The sequence below is a fragment of the Roseofilum sp. SBFL genome, from assembly GCF_017746885.1.
Lineage (GTDB): Bacteria > Cyanobacteriota > Cyanobacteriia > Cyanobacteriales > Desertifilaceae > Roseofilum.
The window spans coordinates 46,344-63,624 of sequence record NZ_JAGHZH010000036.1; the positions used below are offsets into that span (position 1 = coordinate 46,344).

The following is a 17,281-nucleotide window of genomic DNA, read 5'->3' on the forward strand; positions in this document are numbered from 1 at the left end:
CGAAAAACAACGATGAAAACTCTGAACTCCCCCCCCTTATCTAACACCCTAGAAGAAGCCCGCAAACACTTTGAAGAATTTGGCTTTGCCTTAATTGCTAACGCCCTTTCCCCGGATGAAGTCAAAGAAGCTAAAGAACGTCTGATTGAACAAGCCGAAGCTGAACGGCAAGCCGGTGTTGCCATGATGGATAGTGGTGCAACATTTGATCCCAATGGGCCCAATCAACGAGTCTGGAGCTTAATTACCAAAGGCGAAATCTTTCGCAAAATAGCGGTGAAAGAAGCCCCTTTAAATCTGATTCGGGATAGATTTGCTGCCACCAATGATGGTCCCATGCCAGAACCCTTTGCGGGTGAAGCTCTGTTATCTTCCTTGAGTGCTAATATTGCCTGTAAAGGAGGCTCCGCCATGCCCTTACATTTCGATCAGGGCTATTTACCGGTCACGCCCTATCCCATGGTGATTAACATGATGTGGATGCTCTCGGACTTCACCGAGGAGAATGGAGCCACCCTAATGGTTCCGGGTTCCCATAAGCTCCAACCTCAGCAAGTGGTGAAGGGACAACCTATTGCTGTACCCGAAGAAGCTCCCGAACCCATCCCTGCTGTTGCTCCTGCGGGGACAGCGATGGTCTTTGATGGCCGACTGTGGCATGGCACGGGAGTCAACAAAACCGATGAACCCCGCTATGGGATTTTGGCTTATTATTGTCGTCCTTTTATGCGTCAGCAAGAACAGTTCTGGCTGACACTGGACTGGGAAGAAGTCAAGGATTATGCTCCCGAACTCAAGGAACTTTTAGGCTTAAAAATGTGGGGACCTCTTGGTATGGCGGGGAATGGGAAAGATGGCACGATTCAAGAGATTGGAACTCCCGTTATCCGAGAGATGCATTTGTAATCTTCTGGAGTGAATAAGGGTGGGATAAATGAGTCATATTTAGGTCATATTTTTTAGGTCATATTTAGGGAGTGTCTGCGATGAAACCTGTCGATCGATTTCTGTCAGAACTGCGCGAACTGGATGTTAAAGTCTGGGTTGAAGGCGAGAAACTGCGTTGCCGCGCTCCAGAAGGGGTGTTAACCTCAGCCATGCGAGGTACGTTGTCAGAGCGCAAAGCAGAGATTATTCGGTTTCTGAGTCAAAGCTTCACTCCGGTTCAGACTCTACCCGCCATTGCTCCTAGCCCTCGTGATGGCACTCCCCTCCCCCTTTCTTGGGCCCAGGAAAGACTCTGGATTCTTGACCAACTGGAAGGGGAGAGTTCTATCTACAATGTGCCTGGAGCCTTCCGAATTACGGGAGATCTTCAGGTTTCTATCCTAGAATTAGCTTTGGCGGAAATCATTCGTCGCCATGAAGTTCTACGGACTCGCTTTGAATCTGTTAATGGTACTCCAGTACAGGTTATTGACTCCCTAGTTGAGTTCCAACTTCCGATCGAAGATTGGCAAGATCTCCCCCCAACCCAACAACAGGAGGAGTTGAATCAGGAAATTGGCCGTGAAGCTCAAGCTCCGTTTGATTTGGCAACTGGGCCTTTATTGCGCGTGAGTTTAGTTCGACTTTCAAGAACAGAGTCGGTTTTGCTGGCTAACTTGCACCATATTATCTGTGATGGTTGGTCAGTGGGAGTCTTGTTCCAAGAGTTATCGACACTCTATCAAGCGTATCTTCAGGGAGAATTGTCTCCTTTGCCTGAACTGCCGATTCAATATGCTGACTATAGCCAATGGCAGCGTACTTGGTTAAGCGGGGAAGTTCTGGGGACTCAATTGGGATATTGGCAACAAAAACTGGCTGATGCTCCTGGTTTATTACAGTTGCCGACGGATAGACCTCGACCAGCGGTGCAAAGTTATCGGGGTGAACACCAAGTGTTTACTTTGCCTCCCCATCTGACGGAACCCTTGCAACAGCTCAGTCAAAAGGCAGGCACAACCTTATTTATGACGCTATTGGCAGCGTTTTCTACTCTGCTGTATCGATATAGCAGCCAAGATGATATTTTAATCGGTTCGCCGATCGCCAATCGCGATCGCCAGGAAGTTGAACCCCTAATGGGTTGTTTTGTCAATACCTTAGTGTTGCGAACCCAGTTTCCAGAAGAGATAACCTTTGAGCAATTGCTCGCTCAAGTCCGGGAAGTCACTTTAGAAGCCTATACTCATCAGAATGTCCCGTTTGAACAGGTGGTGGATGCGCTGCAACCGGAACGTAATTTGAGCCATTCTCCTCTATTTCAAGTGATGTTTGTATTGCAGAATGCTGGAGCCTTATCCTGTGATTTGCCTGGAGTGAGTTTTGAGAGGTTAAGCTCCCAGATCGCCACCTCTCGATTTGACCTCACCCTCTCCATGGAGGAAACCGATAAGGGGATTTTAGGCTATTGGGAGTATGCCACCGATTTGTTTGATGCTGCGACTATTGCGCGCATGACGGGTCATTTGCAGGTACTATTAGAGGCGATCGCCGCTAATCCCCAACAGAAGATCGCCGAACTTCCCCTACTCACAGAACCAGAACGCCATCAGTTATTGGTGGAGTGGAACAATACCGCCACCGATTATCCTAGGGATAAATGTATTCATCAGTTATTTGAAGAACAAGCTGAACGGACTCCTGATGCGATCGCTATTGTCTTTGCAGAAGAACAGTTAACCTACCAAGAATTAAATCAGAAAGCGAATCAATTAGCTCGCTATCTGCAACGTTTAGGAGTACAACCCGAAGCACTGGTGGGAATTTGTATTGAACGTTCCCTAGAGCTGATTGTGGGAATCTTAGGCATCCTCAAAGCAGGAGGTGCTTATGTACCTCTAGACCCAGCCTATCCTCAAGAACGCTTGGAGTATATGTTCAATGACTCTGAAGTATCAGTGCTACTAACTCAACAACAATTATTAGCCCAACTCCCTCAACATCAAGCCAAAGTAGTTTTTCTAGATAGAGATTGGGAAAAATTTGCAACTGCAACGCCAGAAACAGTCAACAGTAAAGTAAGCCCTCAAAATTTATCATATGTAATTTATACATCTGGATCTACGGGTAAACCGAAGGGAGTATTAGTAGAACACAAGGGGTTGTTTAACTTGGTTAAAGCTCAAATTCAAGCGTTTCAAGTCAACTCAAACAGTAGGGTTGTTCAGTTCGCATCATTAAGTTTTGATGCTTCCATTTGGGAAATTGTCATGGCTTTAGGTTCAGGAGCGGGTTTGTATATGGGAAGCCGAGATACTTTAATGCCTGGATTGGGTTTGAGTCAATGGTTGCAGGAGAACAAAATAACCCATATCACGATTCCCCCCTCAGCTCTAGCAGCAATGCCAAAAGACGAGTTACCAAGCTTAAAGACTATCATTGTCGCAGGAGAAGCTTGTCCACCAGAGCTAATATCCCAGTGGTCTGTGGGGCGACAATTCGTTAACGCCTACGGCCCATCAGAATCAACAGTCTGTGCCACTATGGCAGAATGCTCACCAGCGTGTCCTGTCCCACCCATAGGTCGCCCAATCAGCAATACTCAAATCTACATCCTAGACAGAAATTTACAACCAGTACCTATAGGAAGACCTGGAGAAATTTATATAAGTGGGATAGGTTTAGCTCGTGGGTATCTCAACCGAGAAGATTTAACTAATCAGAGATTTATCTCCAACCCTTTTGACTTATCGAAACCCCCGACTGAGAAATCGAAGTTATATAAAACAGGTGATTTAGGCCGTTATCTAGCTGATGGGAATATTGAATTCTTAGGTCGAATAGACAACCAAATTAAAGTGCGGGGTTACCGGATTGAACTGGGAGAAATTGAAGCCATTTTATCCACTCATCCCCACGTCGAGCATGGCATCGTCATCCCACGAGAAGACACACCCAATAACAAACGCTTAGTTGCCTATGTCGTGAGCGAAGATCCCGATCTTACTCCTCTAGAACTACGGCAATTTTTGCAAGATAAGATACCAGAGTATATGATCCCGTCTGGATTTGTCATACTCGAACAACTCCCCATTACCCCCAATGGAAAAGTAGATAGAAAAGCCTTACCCGCTCCAGATATTGAATTAACCAGAACAGAAGAATTCATTGCTCCCCAAAACAAAATAGAACAGACCTTAGCTGAAATTTGGCAAGACGTTTTAGGATTACAGCGAGTAAGCGTGAAGGATAACTTTTTTGAAATTGGAGGAGATTCAATTATCAGTATTCAAATCGTTTCTCGCGCTCAACAAGCAGGCCTTGGCTTGACTGCCAAGCAACTGTTTCAGCATCAAACTATTGCACAACTCGCAACCGTTGCCAGTACACTACAACCATCCTCTGCTCAACAAAACAGTGTGACGGGTGAAGTTCCCCTTACTCCCATCCAGCATTGGTTCTTTGAGCAAAATCTTGCTGAACCTCACCACTTTAACCAATCTTTTCTCCTCAAAGTCCCTGCTGATATTAAACCCCAGTTTCTATCTACAGCAATAAGCAAACTCTTAAGCCACCATGATGCTCTACGCCTGCGCTTTTTTCAGCATGAAACAAGCTGGCAACAAATCAATGAGAATGTCAAAGAAACTATTCCATTTGAGAGAGTTGATTTATCCTCAGTACCTCCCTCTGAACAAACCCGTGTTTTAGAAGACAATATTGCTCGCCAACAGACGACCTTAAATCTGGCGGAAGGCCCTCTGATTAAAAGTATCCTCTATCAACTTGGAGAACAGACAGAAGGACGTTTACTGATTCTTGCCCATCACCTAGTTATCGATGGAGTTTCTTGGCGTATTGTATTAGAAGATTTATCAGCCGTTTACCAACAACTAGAGAAGAGTGAACCCCTACAACTTCCTCCAAAAACTACAGCATTTCAAGATTGGTCAATTCATCTTTTAGAGTACAGTCAATCTCCCCTTCTTCAATCAGAACTGAATTATTGGTTGCATCAATCTCAAGACTCTTCACTACCCATCGATTATCCAGAAAACACAACTCACAATATAGTTGGGAATACAGATAATATTTCCGTACAGCTAACTCCAGAAGAAACTCAAGTTCTCTTACAACAAGTCTCCTCCGCTTATAATACCCAAATCAATGATATCTTACTCACTGCCTTAGTACAAACGTTCAGAAATTGGAGCGGACAATCAACTCTATTTCTAGACTTAGAAGGACATGGACGCGAAGAATTGTTTGCTGACATCGATTTATCTCGAACCGTGGGTTGGTTCACCAGTATTTTTCCAATTATGCTCCAACAACCTACGGAAGATAATCTCGGGGAAAATATTAAATCAATTAAAGAACAACTCCGAGCCATCCCCCATCGTGGAATTGGCTACGGTATTTTACGTTATCTCAGCTCAGATCTAGAAATTAAGTCTGGACTTTCAGCTCTCCCACAACCTGAAATCAGCTTTAACTATTTAGGTCAATTTAATCCGAATGAATCTCAAAATAATTCTTGGCAAGTCGCTTCAGAAGCCATGGGTTTAGTTCAAAGCCCTCATGGCAAGCGTCCCCATAGATTAGATATTACAGGAATCGTCTTAAAGGATAAGTTGCAAATGGATTGGACGTACTGTAATCATCTTCATCAACGATCGACCATCGAAACTTTAGCAGAAAATTATATCAATACCCTAAAAGCACTCATTCATCACTGCCAATCTCCAGAAACTGGTGGATATACTCCTTCAGATTTTCCTGCTGTTCAGTTCACACAGATCCAGTTAGATACGATTATCTCAGATATTCAACAAGAAAATCATCACCCAGCCAAGATAACTGCAATTTATCCCCTTTCTCCCTCACAACAAGGAATGTTGTTTGAGTCTTTATCCGCTTCAGAATCTGGGGTTCATATTGAACAGATTGTTCTGAATTTAGAAGGGGATTTAGATGTACAAGCGTGGCAGAAAGCTTGGAAAAGTTTGATAGATAGACATGAAATCTTAAGGACTGGTTTTCTATGGAAAGATTATGATAAGCTGGCTCAGTTTGTTTTACAAAGTTTTCCTTATGAACTACAAATCGAGGATTGGAGAGCGGAAAAAGATGCTCAAGAAAAGTTGGCTCAATATATTCGGATAAAGCAAGAGCAAGGCTTTAACTTGACCCAAGTCCCCCTTCTAGATTTATCTCTATTTCGATTGGAGGATAAAGCCTATTATTTTGTATTCACAGTACACCATATTTTGGTAGATGGATGGTCTTTAGGAGTCATATTCCAAGACCTGTTGACACTCTATCAAGGATTGACTCGGGATTCTCATTATTCCTTATCCTCTACCTATCCCTATCGAAACTATATCACGTGGTTATACAATCAAGATTTGACTGAAGCTCAGGAATTTTGGCAAGAAAAGTTACGAGGATTCACCCAACCTACTCCGTTAGGAAAAGAAGTTGCGTCGGATGACTTTGCACTTCCAGAACAACCCTATGGTCGTCGAACCATTAGTTTATCTGAGTCCTCTACAGAAGCTCTGAATCTTCTCGTTAAGAAAAATCGAGTTACTTTCAATATTCTGATTCAAGGAATTTGGGGATTATTGTTAAGTCGCTATAGTCATCAATTAGATGTCGTTTTTGGGGCTTCTGTTTCGGGTCGTCCTCCAGAAATTTCTGGAATTGAGTCTATGGTTGGCTTATTGATTAATACGGTTCCGATTCGGTGTGCTGTTATTCCCGATCTTCTGCTTTGGTCTTGGTTACAAGAACATCAACAACAACAATTTCAACAAAAATCTTATGAATATTGTTCTCAAGGCCAAATTCATTCCTGGAGTGAAATCTCCATGTCATCACGATTGTATGACAGTATCCTGGTCTTTGAAAATTATCCAGTTGATGCCTCAATCCAAGATTTTTCCGAGTTTAAGATTAGTCTTAATCAAAATCATTCTCTAGGAGCGCAAACTCAATCTAGTTTAACTATTCTTGCGATTCCTGGCTCCAATTTCAAAATTAGTGTTGTTTATAGTCAGTCTAAATTCGAGGGGTCAGAAATCGAAAAAATACTCGATCATTTTCTCATGATTTTCGATTTGATTATTAAAAACCACGAAATAACTTTAATAGAGATTGCTAATGCCATTTCAGACGATCGAGTTCCACAGGTTAAGCACGATCGCTTATCCAAGGAAATTACGAGTCAGGATAGTCAAGAAGCCTCCCTTTTCCCGCGAAACTCTGCCGAGCGAAAGCTGGCGAAAATTTGGTCAGATATTCTTCAAATTGAACCCATAGGAATTAGAGATGGTTTTTTCAATCTGGGTGGACATTCCCTTTTGGCGCTAAAATTGATGGCTAAAATTGAGCAGGAGTTCGATCGGCATCTTTCCTTATCTACTCTATTTCAAGCTCAGACGATTGAAAAATTGGCAATATGCTTGCAAGAATCAACAGATTTTAATTCTTGGTCAGCTTTAGTCCCGATTCAAACTCAAGGAAATCAACCTCCTTTCTTTTGTGTTCCAGGAGCGGGTGGAAATGTGATTTATTTGTCTGATATAGCCTGTTATTTAGGAGAAGAGCGACCTTTCTATGGGTTTCAAGCGAGAGGTTTGGATGGAACATCAGAACCCTACACTACAGTTGAAGCTATGGCGAGGGATTATATTGGATATATTAAAGCTGTACAATCTGACGGCCCTTACTATTTAGGGGGTCATTCTTTCGGTGCTTTAGTTGCTTTTGAGATGAGTCAGCAATTAGAAGCGCAGGGAGATAGAGTGGCTCGATTGGTGATTTTGGATAGTCCAGTTCCAGATGCACTAGAAAATAAACCGAATATCGATCGCGATTGGTCTCTTTCCCGGAAACTGATTTTAGTGGTGGCATTAATTGAACAGTTTTTTGGTAAAGAGATAGGCGTATCTCCGGAAGTTTTGCAATCCCTCGAAGTGGAAGAACAATGGCAATATATCTATGAACAGCTACAAACAGTGGGCTTTTTCCCCGAGGGAGCAGGGGTTCAACAGATTCGGGGGTTTGTGAATGTGTTAATGAGTGATTATGAAGCCACCTATTCTTATTACCCGCAAAGCAATTATCAGATTCCGATTACATTATTGAAGGCAAGAGATACGGTTTCTGAAGAGATGGCAGAAAAAGGCTTTGGCCATACTCTCAAAGCAGAGATTGCCAGCGATCGCCTCTGGGGTTGGGGTCGTTTCTCCTCCGAGTCAGTAGTATTTTACACTACTCCAGGAACACATCTAACTATGTTAAAACCCCCTCATGTCCAGGTCTTAGCAGAAACCTTGCGAAATTGTTTTTAAGAACCAACGCGGGTTAACTGCTTTCTGCTGCTTTCTGCTTTCGGGGTAAGGGGAGCGCTGAGGGCTTCATCGAGACTTGCTCGACCGAGCCGTTCTTCTAAAACTTGCATGACTTCTCGACCAAAGTCATTACTATTGCGCTGCCATGCGATTAAACAGACTTGGCCAAAAAACGAACCTAATGGTTCTGGATTCCAGAGCAATTTGCGAGCTGTCCAGGGCATCATACTCATGGGATCGTAGTCGGGTTTGAGAATGCCTTGGTCAAAGGCATATTGTTCGAGGTGGGTATGGGGTTGTAAACCGATAAAGAAAATGGCGGGTTCGACTTTATCAACGCCAAAGATTTCTTCTAAGGCCCGATGATAGGCGATGGTTTGGCGAATGGTGTCATAGGTTTCGTCAATTACGTTGAAGGAATAATTGACGGATACGAGGTCGTTAAAACCGGCTGCTTTTAAGTCCCGACAGTTTTCTAAAACTACGCGCAGATTATAGCCCATTCGCATTTTACGGACTAATTCTTGGGAGCCACTGGTAATGCCGATTTCAAAGTAATTCATTCCTGTTTTGACCATCAGATCGCACAGTTCAGGGGTGAGATTATCCGCTCGGATATAGGAGGCCCAGTGAATATCGGTTAAACCTGCTTCCAGGATTTTGTGTAGCAATTCGATCGCATCGGGAATGAATTTCCGTGCCGGAATAAATTGGGCATCGGTAAACCAGAAGTTCCGTACCCCCCGGTCATAGAGTTGACGCATTTCTTCGACGACTTCATCGGCGGGGTTAATGCGGACTTTTTTACCTTCGACGACAGTATAAACGCAGTAGCAACAATTATGAGGGCAGCCGCGCTTGGTTTGTACACCTAAGTAAAAGTCGGGGTCTTGTAGGTAGTAGTTAAAGGCGGGCCAGATTTCTTCGATATAGCTATAGTTGCAGGCCGTTTTTTCGAGGGGAGTGGGGGGTTCGTGGATGAGGCGATCGCGGGGGACCGTTTGACCAACAACATAACAGCGCTCGCCACTGATATCTTGATCCTTTAAGAGTTTTTCTAAGAGGCTTTCTCCTTCACCCACGGAAATAACGGTTCCTGGGGGAAGGGAACGACCGAGTTGTTTATAAAAGACGCTCACCGCGCCGCCTCCCACTACTAAGCGGGTGTTGGGGTTATATTTTTGGGCACGCTTTAAGCCTCGCTTAATCAGGCTCAGATTCCGCCAAAGTTCCCCATAGTAGGCAGTGGCTAATCGCAAACCACCCAGAGCGCCTCGGAGCTTAATGAAGGGATTAAAGCTGTAGTAAAATTCAAAGGCGTTTTGTAGGGGGTTGCCGCTTCTTCCGCCTACGGGTGCATAGATTTGAATGTCTCGCCAGGAGAAGATCAGTAAGTTGGGGCGAAACCGATCGATCGCCTCGTCTAGGGCTTGTTTATAATCGAGGGGGGGAATCGTTCCCAGGTCGAAGATCTGTTGTTCCACGGAGGGGAAGCACTTGTGGATGTGATCGGCAAGATAGACCACACCGATGGGAAAGATGGGGTTACAGGGAAGGCGGACGTAAAGAAGGCGATCGCTAGTGACGGAGGTAGCGTGCATAGGGCGTTTCCTGTTCTAAACCTGGATTTATGAGAGTTTTTCACATAACTTTACGATAACATTGGTTTTGGGATCTGTTGGAGGAAATTTTGGCCCCAGGGAGTTGGGACTTAGATTAGATTTACTAATCATCAAGATTAGAGATGATCATAGATAAGTGGAGAGAAAATCCTTATAAAAGTCTCTAGGACTGCAATTGACTGCCCAGAAAAGAGGTTAAAAAAGGATTAATGGTAGTCGCCTTTACAACCCGTTGGGATCAGAAGTGTTAGAGTAACAAATGTAGGCTAACATCCGTTATTTTTGATCTTTTCATAAGAATATGGCACAAATTCTTGATCCCCTTCCACCAGAGCAGTCCTATCGCATTCTTTGCTGCTATGTAAATGCGACCAGTAAAGTGCAAGTTGCTCGTATCTGTAATATTCAAAATTGGTATTTTGAACGGGTGGTGTTTCCTGGACAGCGTTTAGTCTTTGAATCGGTTCCGGAAGCCCTATTGGAAATTCACTGTGGCATGATGGCCAGTGCGATTTTATCGGATAAAATTCCTTGCGATCGCTTAAAACTGCAAGAATTAGGTATAGAAGGAGAAGGGCAAATGCTCAAGGAATCTAAATCTTTACCCAAGGTGATTAATACCTTAACCAACTTTAAAGCGCCAACGTTAACGGCGATTGATTAAGAAAACCTTTAATCTCTGGTTAGGAGAAAGATGGGGAAGTAAAAGATGACGGGCTAAACTTCTTTATCTGAATCTAGATTGAAATTTTAGCTTTAGACGGTTACGTTTAATAAATCTGGTTTTAATTTGTGGATCTTCCTTCATTTTTATGGCTCTGGAAAATAGCGGCCTGGTCAATGGGCTTGGCCCTATTTTCCTATGTCTTGTTAGCGATGACAGGAACTGGAGTTTGGTGGAGTCGGCAAAACCGCCAACCCTTAACTGGGTGGTGGCGATCGCTCCATTATATTCTCGGTTCTATTTTAGTCTTTCTGGTTCTTTTGCTGCTGGCGATCGGTATCGTCGGAACCCTGGGCCATTATGGCAGCTTAGGACATTCCTCTCACCTATTTGCGGGACTATGGGTGGTTGCTTTAGTCCTGATTTCTGCCACCAGTGCGACTCAGATAGGTCCCCAAAGACCTTGGGCTAGACCTCTACATCTGCTCGCCAACACGCTCCTATTTATAGGCTTTAGTTGGGTTTCCCTTACTGGATGGAGTGTGGTACAAAAATATCTACCTTAGATGGATTAACCGGATTATGCGCGATCGCCCCCAGCAAGACTCATCACAGTTTAAAATTTCCCCCCTTATCCGCATCCCCCTCTTAACACTCTATATTGCCCTCACCGTCCCTTTACCGATTTTGGCTAGGGTCACCCCATCTGGGATTTCTCCACTGCTCCTGTGGGTCGCTCTTGCCCTAGGAGCAGTCATTCTCTGGGGAGCGCTTAGTGAACGAGTCACCCTGGATGAAGAGCAGATTCAAGTCAACTATCCCTCCTGGGTCTTTTGGGCAAAACATCGTCATTGGTCTTTACCTTGGTCAGAAATCCAAGCCTTAAAACCCAGAACAACGGGACAAGGGGGATTGGTTTATTATTTTCTGGCTAAATCGGGAGAGGCTTACCTACTCCCCATGCGGATTACCGGATTTTCCCAATTGGTGCTAAAAGTTCAAGAGAAAACCCAAATTGATACCAGCAAGGTGAAACCTCTAGCCCAACCTTGGATGTATGCCCTGTTATTCGGCTTTAGTCTGATGCTCCTAGGTGTAGATGCTTGGACTATTTCCACTGCCCTAAACCAAGTTTTGTAAAACTCGGTTTTCCCTATTCCCTCCCCTTACTGCTATTGTTTCATGGGAAACGTATGTTGGGCAGACAGGGAAGGCGAACGGGTGGGAAAAGGAGACGGCGATCTCCTCTGCTGGGCTAGTCCATCCTGATTAAACCGATAACCGACCTTGCGTACCGTTTGAATGACATGGGGTTGGCGGGGATCTCTCTCAATTTTCTTGCGTAAAGACAGAACATGGGTATCCACAGTACGAGGATTATCAATCTCATCTGGCCAAGCCCGTTGTAGCAACTGAGACCGACTTAAGGGTTCTCCTCCCACTTGAGCTAGGGCATAAAGCAAGCTAAATTCTTGGGGTGTTAAATCAATCGCCTCTCCCTTGAGAGAGACCTGCCGTTGCACCAGATCGATCTTCAGCTCACCATAGTTAAGATGGGCAGGAGGGGTAAGTTTATTTTGCCGTCGGATCAGAGCTTGTACCCGTGCCATAAACTCCTGCATTCCAAACGGCTTGGTGAGATAATCATCCGCACCGGCTTGCAGTCCAGCGACCACATCGGTTTCTGCATTACGGGCAGAAAGCATTAAAATCAAAGATTTTTGTTGATTGTAAATCCACTGACAAAGTTCTAAACCTTGTCCTCCAGAAATACTACCATCTAAAACAACTAAAGTCGGTTCCCGCACCATATAAACATGACGAGCGCTGGCACTGTCGGCAGATTGGTAAACCCCATAGCCAGCCTGCTGTAAGTGCCAACCGAGAAGCGATCGCAGATGAGGGTTGCTTTCAATAATCTGAATACCAATCAAGACCACTTCGGTTTAATTTCCCTACCACACTATGCAGCAAATAACTCATTCACCTTAACAAGGTTTAACTGACTTTTTTGTAGTTGTCGATACCGAGTATTCCAGTTAAGGATTTTTAGGGATCGGTACGGAATTTGTTTCTTTAGGTATGCTAAGTTTAAGAAACTCCAGCAGATTGCCTATCTCAATTCTGTCTGGAGATTCGTTAAAATAAAGCTATCAGTGGCCCTAGGCCATTCTGCGATTGACCGATCCGGATTTTGCTTATTGGGAAGTGAACAGACCAAAGGCTCAACCCTTAAGATACCCAACAAAGTGAAGTTCAGTTGACGATCAGGAGACAACTCTTATGATGCTTCAGGATACTCAAACCATCCGCTTTTACCAAAAAATTACTGATTCTCTCGTAGACCTCTGGAACCGAGGATACCGCTATGACGACTTGCGCATGTATCTCGAAGGCTATCTAGCTGCACTAAGACATTCTAATTGTATTGAAACCTATTTAGTCCATCGGCTAGAAGAAGAAGCCTATCGATATCTACGCGACCGATCTAATTTTGAAATGCCCCTGCCCGAACCCGAAGCCAAATATTACTAGCCCAGAGTTATGGGCGATCGCTGGTTTCTAGGTTGTTTCAACCCCAAAAAATATCCCCTGGTAGTTTTCAGATAGACTCTATCCCTAAATAACCACCGGGGGATTATCGATCAATAGAGAGGTTATTCTAGGAAGCTAAAGCCACTTCCACCATCTGGGCGAGTTCTCCACTTTGGTATAACCCAAAAACAATGTCAGAGCCGCCAACAAACTCGCCATTAATATAAAGCTGGGGAATAGTTGGCCAATTAGAATACTCTTTAATGCCTTGGCGAATAGCATCATTTTGCAACACATCTACCGTTTCATAGGGGACTGCAAGCTGATTGAGCATCTGCACCACATTATTGGAAAATCCACATTGGGGCATCAGCTTATTTCCCTTCATAAACAGAAGAACTTTGTGCGCTTTAATTGTATTGTCAATGTGTTCTTTTAAGTCTGGAGTCATAGTTATCAAGTGAGGAAAGTAGAACGGCAACCTTAAATCGGTTTCAGAGTCTCGATCTTAACTGATTTTTAAGAATTTTACTGAACCGCTTGAAATTCTTCTGGGGTGTATGTCTTTAAACCCAAGGCATGGATAGCATTACTGGCCATGGCCTCCTGAACGGCTGCATAAACCAACTGATGTTGTTGTACCGGTCTTTTGCCTTCAAACTCACGGGAGACCACGATCGCTTCGTAATGATCCCCTCCTCCCGTCATATCCTTCAGGTGAATTTGGGCATCAGGAAGCTTGGCTTTAATCATCGCTTCTACTTCGGCTGGACGAACCATACAAGACTCCTTATGATTACTTACGATCAATTGTTCTCCACTCTTTATTGTAGCGATCGCCCGTTAGAGACTCAAGGGAATAATCCCGCTGATACTCTTATGGATTCTATTGAGGAACCACAGATGTAGCTTCGCTATCCTCATCTCTTTTGGGATAGGGAGAATCGACAAAGCCTAATTCAAATAATTGCTGGTATGCCTTTTTACCCATTTCGGTCGTGGGGTTTTGAGAGCGAATCACCTGTACCAGCAGAGGAACCGCTAAATCAGCTTCGTTTTGAGCGCGATGGACGAGGGCAAGCTGATAGGTCGCTTCATCCCGTTTTTGGGCTGTTTCCACAGCTAAATCCCGTTGGCTATTCGCAATACGATTATCAATACCAGAGAAACTCGCTGCCAGTTCCTGATAAAAATTCGATAATTGGTTAAACACTTGACGAGCATCTTGGAGTTTTTGCTGCGCTAGGGCATAATTTTCATTGCCCACGGCTTCAGCCGCTTCAGCCATCAGGCGATCGCCCCCGATCCTACTTAGTAAGCTGTTTTCCTGATTCAGGGGCCGAAATTCATCGGCATTCGGTTGAGCTTCTTGAGCCGCTAAGTTCTGGTGGGTAGATTGTCCAAAGGCTACGTTTGTGAAGGCGATCGCAGAAGTACAGATAGCTAGGGTCGTCGCTTGCAGGAGTTCAGAGGATTTTAAAGATACCATGAGTTGTAAGAGCTAGAGTGAAGACTAACAATATAAAACAAATCTAAACATAATTTAGCAGACAGTTCCCCTTTTTATCTGTTCCAATCAAAAGCAAGAGATAAACGATCGCAATAGAGTAGTGAAGATGGTCAAAGTTTTTGAGCAGTTGTGGCGCTTTCTTGGGAGTCAATTGAGTTCTCCCCCGGATCGGTCCTCCGATCCCGTTCAGGCCAAGTCGGGTATCCCAGAGTCAGAAATCGGGCTAGTGCTGCAACGGGGCGGCCAAGAATTGGTTTTAGAAAAGGCTTCAGATCGGCTGACGGTTTCCCCGAAGTCTAATATGTCTTCCGACTGGGCCAAGGATCTCCCTTCCTTAGCGACTCGTCCTATTGCTCCAAAACTCTCAGAATTAACGGTCGATCCCCAAAGCTTAGAAACGGCCATTACTTCAGCTCGCAATTCCCAAGATGTGGCCTTTGCCAGTCATGTCTATCAGATCAAAAATTCACCGGGAACCTACACCTATTTGTCCAACGAGATTACCATTCAATGGTCGCCAACGAGCAATGCCCAAACTCGCACGGACCCAATTCAAAAGTATGGCCTGCGGGAAGTCAAACCGGTGGAAACGCTCCCCAATACCTGGGTTTATCAACTGACGGAAAAATCCACAGAAAATCCGATTAAAATTGCCAACCGCCTAATGGCTTCTCCAGCAGTCATTACGGCTGAACCCAATCTGATTATTCCCAGCCAACCCATGTATCGCCCCACCGATGGATCTTATCGACAACAATGGTATCTGAACCATAATGGGGGAAACTATCTCACTACGGGGTCGCATATTGATGCAGAACGAGCTTGGGATCTGACTAGGGGCGATCGCTCCATTGTCGTCGCCATTGCCGATGATGCGATCGACCTCAACCATCCTGACTTCCAAGGATTAGGCAAAATTGTTGCCCCCAAAGACTTCAAAGACCGAGACTTTATCCCCCAACCCGGAGGACTGGTGGAAAACCATGGAACCTCCTGTGCCGGAGTTGCCATTGCCGAAGAAAACGGCTCCGGTATCGTTGGTGTAGCGCCTGGATGCTCCCTAATGCCCGTGCGTACCACCGGCTTCTTAGATGATAATTCCATGGAACAACTCTTTGATTGGTGTGCCAGTCGCGGAGCTGCTGTGATTTCCTGTAGTTGGGGACCAGCCGCCGTTAATTTTCCCCTCTCCCTACGCCAAAACGCTGCCCTGACCAAAGCTGCCACCCAAGGCCGTCAGGGGAAAGGCTGTGTGATTGTCTTTGCTTCTGGGAATGCCAACCGCCCCATTAACGATACCGTTAATGAACAAGGATGGCCGAGCAATGTCATTTCTGGGAATACCCGATGGTTAGCCGGTTTTCCCGTTCATCCCGATGTGATTGCCGTTTCTGCTTGTTCGAGTCTGAGCAAAAAAGCCATCTACAGTAACTGGGGGAAAGAAATCGCCGTTTGCGCTCCATCTAATAATGCGCCTCCAGGGATTTGGTTACAGCAAACCGGATTTATCCAAACTCCTCCCGCAGTTACCCGTGCTACTCCAGGATTAGGTGTTTTCACAACTGACCGGGTAGGGGGAGCAGGGTATGGTACGGGGGATTTTACAGGCACTTTTGGCGGGACTTCCAGTGCTTGTCCCATTGTCGCTGGAGTCGCAGCCCTAGTCTTATCAGCGAATCCCGATTTAACGGCGGCTCAGGTGAAGCAAATTTTAATCTCGAATACGGATAAGATTGTGGACTCAGATCCCGATCCTCAGTTTGGCTTTCGCAAAGGCTCTTATGATAGTCGGGGCCACTCCGAGTGGTTTGGCTATGGTAAGGTGAATGCCTATAAAGCTGTTGCGGCTGCTGTGCGATCGCGCCCCACTCCTCCCAGAGTTAGCCGCTGGATTCAACGGCAAAATTATGCCAGCGTCGCCATTCGAGATTACGATAGTCGCGGCATTAGTAGCTCGATTTATATTTCGGAAAGCAATTCATTACGAGATATCCAAGTGACTGTAGACATCGATCACAGTTTTTTAGGCGATATTCAAGTCAGGTTAATTGCTCCCAATAATAAAACCATTTTGCTCCAAAACCGGGCATTAGGCCAACAAACCCGGCTTCAACATACTTATACCCCTTCTGAGCGTCCCTTATTGCAAGACTTAGTTAATCTCTCCGTTAAAGGAGTGTGGAAATTACAAGTGATTGATTATGCTTTAGGTAATACCGGCACATTAAGAGGTTGGGTACTGACCTTAGGGATTTGAACTATTCTCGAACGGTCTAGCTAATAAGAACCAGAGGATCTTTATGGGGGATTTTTATTTTAATTTCTAGAGTTCCTCCTAATGCACTGACCACCTCCTGAAGTATATTTAACTCCAGACATTCCCAACTTTGCAGTTTTTCTTTTCTGGGGTGCGATTCGGCAAAATATTGTTCTAACTCTTCCTCATGCAATCCTGATTTTTCTTGCAGATACTTGAAAGTTAGTTGTTCAAGATAGTTTTGATAACGTTGCTCTGCTATAGGAATACAGCGCAAAGCGCTGTAACGGAGTACAGTCTCATTGAGATCAGTCATTGCGAATGGAACGAAGTGGAATGAAGCAATCGCAAAATCCCCCAATCTTGGCGATTGCTTCCCTGCGGTCGCAATGACAACTCACATCTACG

13 protein-coding genes are annotated in these 17,281 nt (G+C 44.8%); 7 read left to right on the forward strand and 6 right to left on the reverse strand.

The annotated features are described in order from the left end of the window. The first annotated feature begins 12 nt into the window (after nucleotides 1–12). Together J7545_RS03830 and J7545_RS03835 are read left to right on the forward strand one after the other, a co-directional pair. Complete coding sequence (locus J7545_RS03830; protein WP_318700740.1) at nucleotides 13–906, forward strand: phytanoyl-CoA dioxygenase family protein; 894 nt, start codon at nucleotides 13–15, stop codon at nucleotides 904–906. 80 nt (nucleotides 907–986) lie between these two features. Next, nucleotides 987–8,285, forward strand: coding sequence for a non-ribosomal peptide synthetase (locus tag J7545_RS03835; protein WP_318700738.1), 7,299 nt, complete (start codon nucleotides 987–989; stop codon nucleotides 8,283–8,285). Here J7545_RS03835 and J7545_RS03840 read toward each other — a convergent pair. Continuing rightward, nucleotides 8,282–9,886, reverse strand: a complete 1,605-nt coding sequence (locus J7545_RS03840; protein WP_318700737.1) for a photosystem II high light acclimation radical SAM protein — start codon at nucleotides 9,884–9,886, stop codon at nucleotides 8,282–8,284. The two genes, J7545_RS03835 and J7545_RS03840, sit on opposite strands and share 4 nt — an antisense overlap. Before the next feature lie 322 nt (nucleotides 9,887–10,208). Here J7545_RS03840 and J7545_RS03845 point away from each other — a divergent pair, with 322 nt between their 5' ends. From J7545_RS03845 to J7545_RS03855, 3 genes are all read left to right on the forward strand, one after another. Further along, nucleotides 10,209–10,571, forward strand: coding sequence for a DUF1830 domain-containing protein (locus J7545_RS03845; RefSeq protein ID WP_318700736.1), 363 nt, complete (start codon nucleotides 10,209–10,211; stop codon nucleotides 10,569–10,571). Nucleotides 10,572–10,699: 128 nt separating this feature from the next. Next, entirely contained in the window at nucleotides 10,700–11,137 is a 438-nt protein-coding gene (locus tag J7545_RS03850) for a DUF4079 domain-containing protein (RefSeq protein WP_318700734.1), read from the forward strand. A gap of 16 nt (nucleotides 11,138–11,153) precedes the next feature. Then, nucleotides 11,154–11,711 carry a hypothetical protein gene (locus J7545_RS03855; protein WP_318719160.1) on the forward strand — a complete coding sequence of 186 codons (558 nt, stop codon included), beginning with the start codon at nucleotides 11,154–11,156 and terminating at the stop codon, nucleotides 11,709–11,711. A gap of 32 nt (nucleotides 11,712–11,743) precedes the next feature. Here J7545_RS03855 and J7545_RS03860 read toward each other — a convergent pair whose 3' ends face one another. Further along, nucleotides 11,744–12,511: a response regulator transcription factor gene (locus J7545_RS03860; RefSeq protein ID WP_318700732.1), complete on the reverse strand. Its 768-nt coding sequence runs from the start codon at nucleotides 12,509–12,511 to the stop codon at nucleotides 11,744–11,746. A gap of 346 nt (nucleotides 12,512–12,857) precedes the next feature. Here J7545_RS03860 and J7545_RS03865 point away from each other — a divergent pair, with 346 nt between their 5' ends. Beyond that, complete coding sequence (locus J7545_RS03865; RefSeq protein ID WP_271945114.1) at nucleotides 12,858–13,106, forward strand: DUF6761 family protein; 249 nt, start codon at nucleotides 12,858–12,860, stop codon at nucleotides 13,104–13,106. A 127-nt stretch (nucleotides 13,107–13,233) separates the two neighbouring features. Here J7545_RS03865 and grxD read toward each other — a convergent pair whose 3' ends face one another. The 3 genes from grxD to J7545_RS03880 all read right to left on the reverse strand — a co-directional run bounded on the left by grxD (nucleotide 13,234) and on the right by J7545_RS03880 (nucleotide 14,595). After that, complete coding sequence (gene grxD, locus J7545_RS03870) at nucleotides 13,234–13,557, reverse strand: Grx4 family monothiol glutaredoxin (protein WP_318700730.1); 324 nt, start codon at nucleotides 13,555–13,557, stop codon at nucleotides 13,234–13,236. A gap of 77 nt (nucleotides 13,558–13,634) precedes the next feature. Next, the gene (locus J7545_RS03875) at nucleotides 13,635–13,886 is read right to left on the reverse strand and encodes a BolA family protein (protein ID WP_318700729.1); all 252 of its coding nucleotides are present in this window, start codon (nucleotides 13,884–13,886) and stop codon (nucleotides 13,635–13,637) included. A gap of 106 nt (nucleotides 13,887–13,992) precedes the next feature. Further along, entirely contained in the window at nucleotides 13,993–14,595 is a 603-nt protein-coding gene (locus J7545_RS03880; RefSeq protein WP_318700728.1) for a hypothetical protein, read from the reverse strand. A 127-nt stretch (nucleotides 14,596–14,722) separates the two neighbouring features. Here J7545_RS03880 and J7545_RS03885 point away from each other — a divergent pair, with 127 nt between their 5' ends. Next, entirely contained in the window at nucleotides 14,723–16,873 is a 2,151-nt protein-coding gene (locus tag J7545_RS03885) for a S8 family serine peptidase (protein WP_318700727.1), read from the forward strand. 16 nt (nucleotides 16,874–16,889) lie between these two features. Here J7545_RS03885 and J7545_RS03890 read toward each other — a convergent pair whose 3' ends face one another. Continuing rightward, nucleotides 16,890–17,189: a hypothetical protein gene (locus J7545_RS03890; protein WP_318719161.1), complete on the reverse strand. Its 300-nt coding sequence runs from the start codon at nucleotides 17,187–17,189 to the stop codon at nucleotides 16,890–16,892. Between the last annotated feature and the right edge of the window lie 92 nt (nucleotides 17,190–17,281).

Excerpts from the sequence above, each read along its gene's own strand:
- J7545_RS03830 (WP_318700740.1), top strand. The coding sequence starts at position 13 with ATGAAAACTCTGAACTCCCCCCCCTTATCTAACACCCTAGAAGAAGCC.
- J7545_RS03835 (WP_318700738.1), top strand. The coding sequence starts at position 987 with ATGAAACCTGTCGATCGATTTCTGTCAGAACTGCGCGAACTGGATGTT.
- J7545_RS03840 (WP_318700737.1), bottom strand. The coding sequence starts at position 9,886 with ATGCACGCTACCTCCGTCACTAGCGATCGCCTTCTTTACGTCCGCCTT.
- J7545_RS03845 (WP_318700736.1), top strand. The coding sequence starts at position 10,209 with ATGGCACAAATTCTTGATCCCCTTCCACCAGAGCAGTCCTATCGCATT.
- J7545_RS03855 (WP_318719160.1), top strand. The coding sequence starts at position 11,154 with ATGCGCGATCGCCCCCAGCAAGACTCATCACAGTTTAAAATTTCCCCC.
- J7545_RS03865 (WP_271945114.1), top strand. The coding sequence starts at position 12,858 with ATGCTTCAGGATACTCAAACCATCCGCTTTTACCAAAAAATTACTGAT.
- grxD (WP_318700730.1), bottom strand. The coding sequence starts at position 13,557 with ATGACTCCAGACTTAAAAGAACACATTGACAATACAATTAAAGCGCAC.
- J7545_RS03875 (WP_318700729.1), bottom strand. The coding sequence starts at position 13,886 with ATGGTTCGTCCAGCCGAAGTAGAAGCGATGATTAAAGCCAAGCTTCCT.
- J7545_RS03880 (WP_318700728.1), bottom strand. The coding sequence starts at position 14,595 with ATGGTATCTTTAAAATCCTCTGAACTCCTGCAAGCGACGACCCTAGCT.
- J7545_RS03885 (WP_318700727.1), top strand. The coding sequence starts at position 14,723 with ATGGTCAAAGTTTTTGAGCAGTTGTGGCGCTTTCTTGGGAGTCAATTG.
- J7545_RS03890 (WP_318719161.1), bottom strand. The coding sequence starts at position 17,189 with ATGACTGATCTCAATGAGACTGTACTCCGTTACAGCGCTTTGCGCTGT.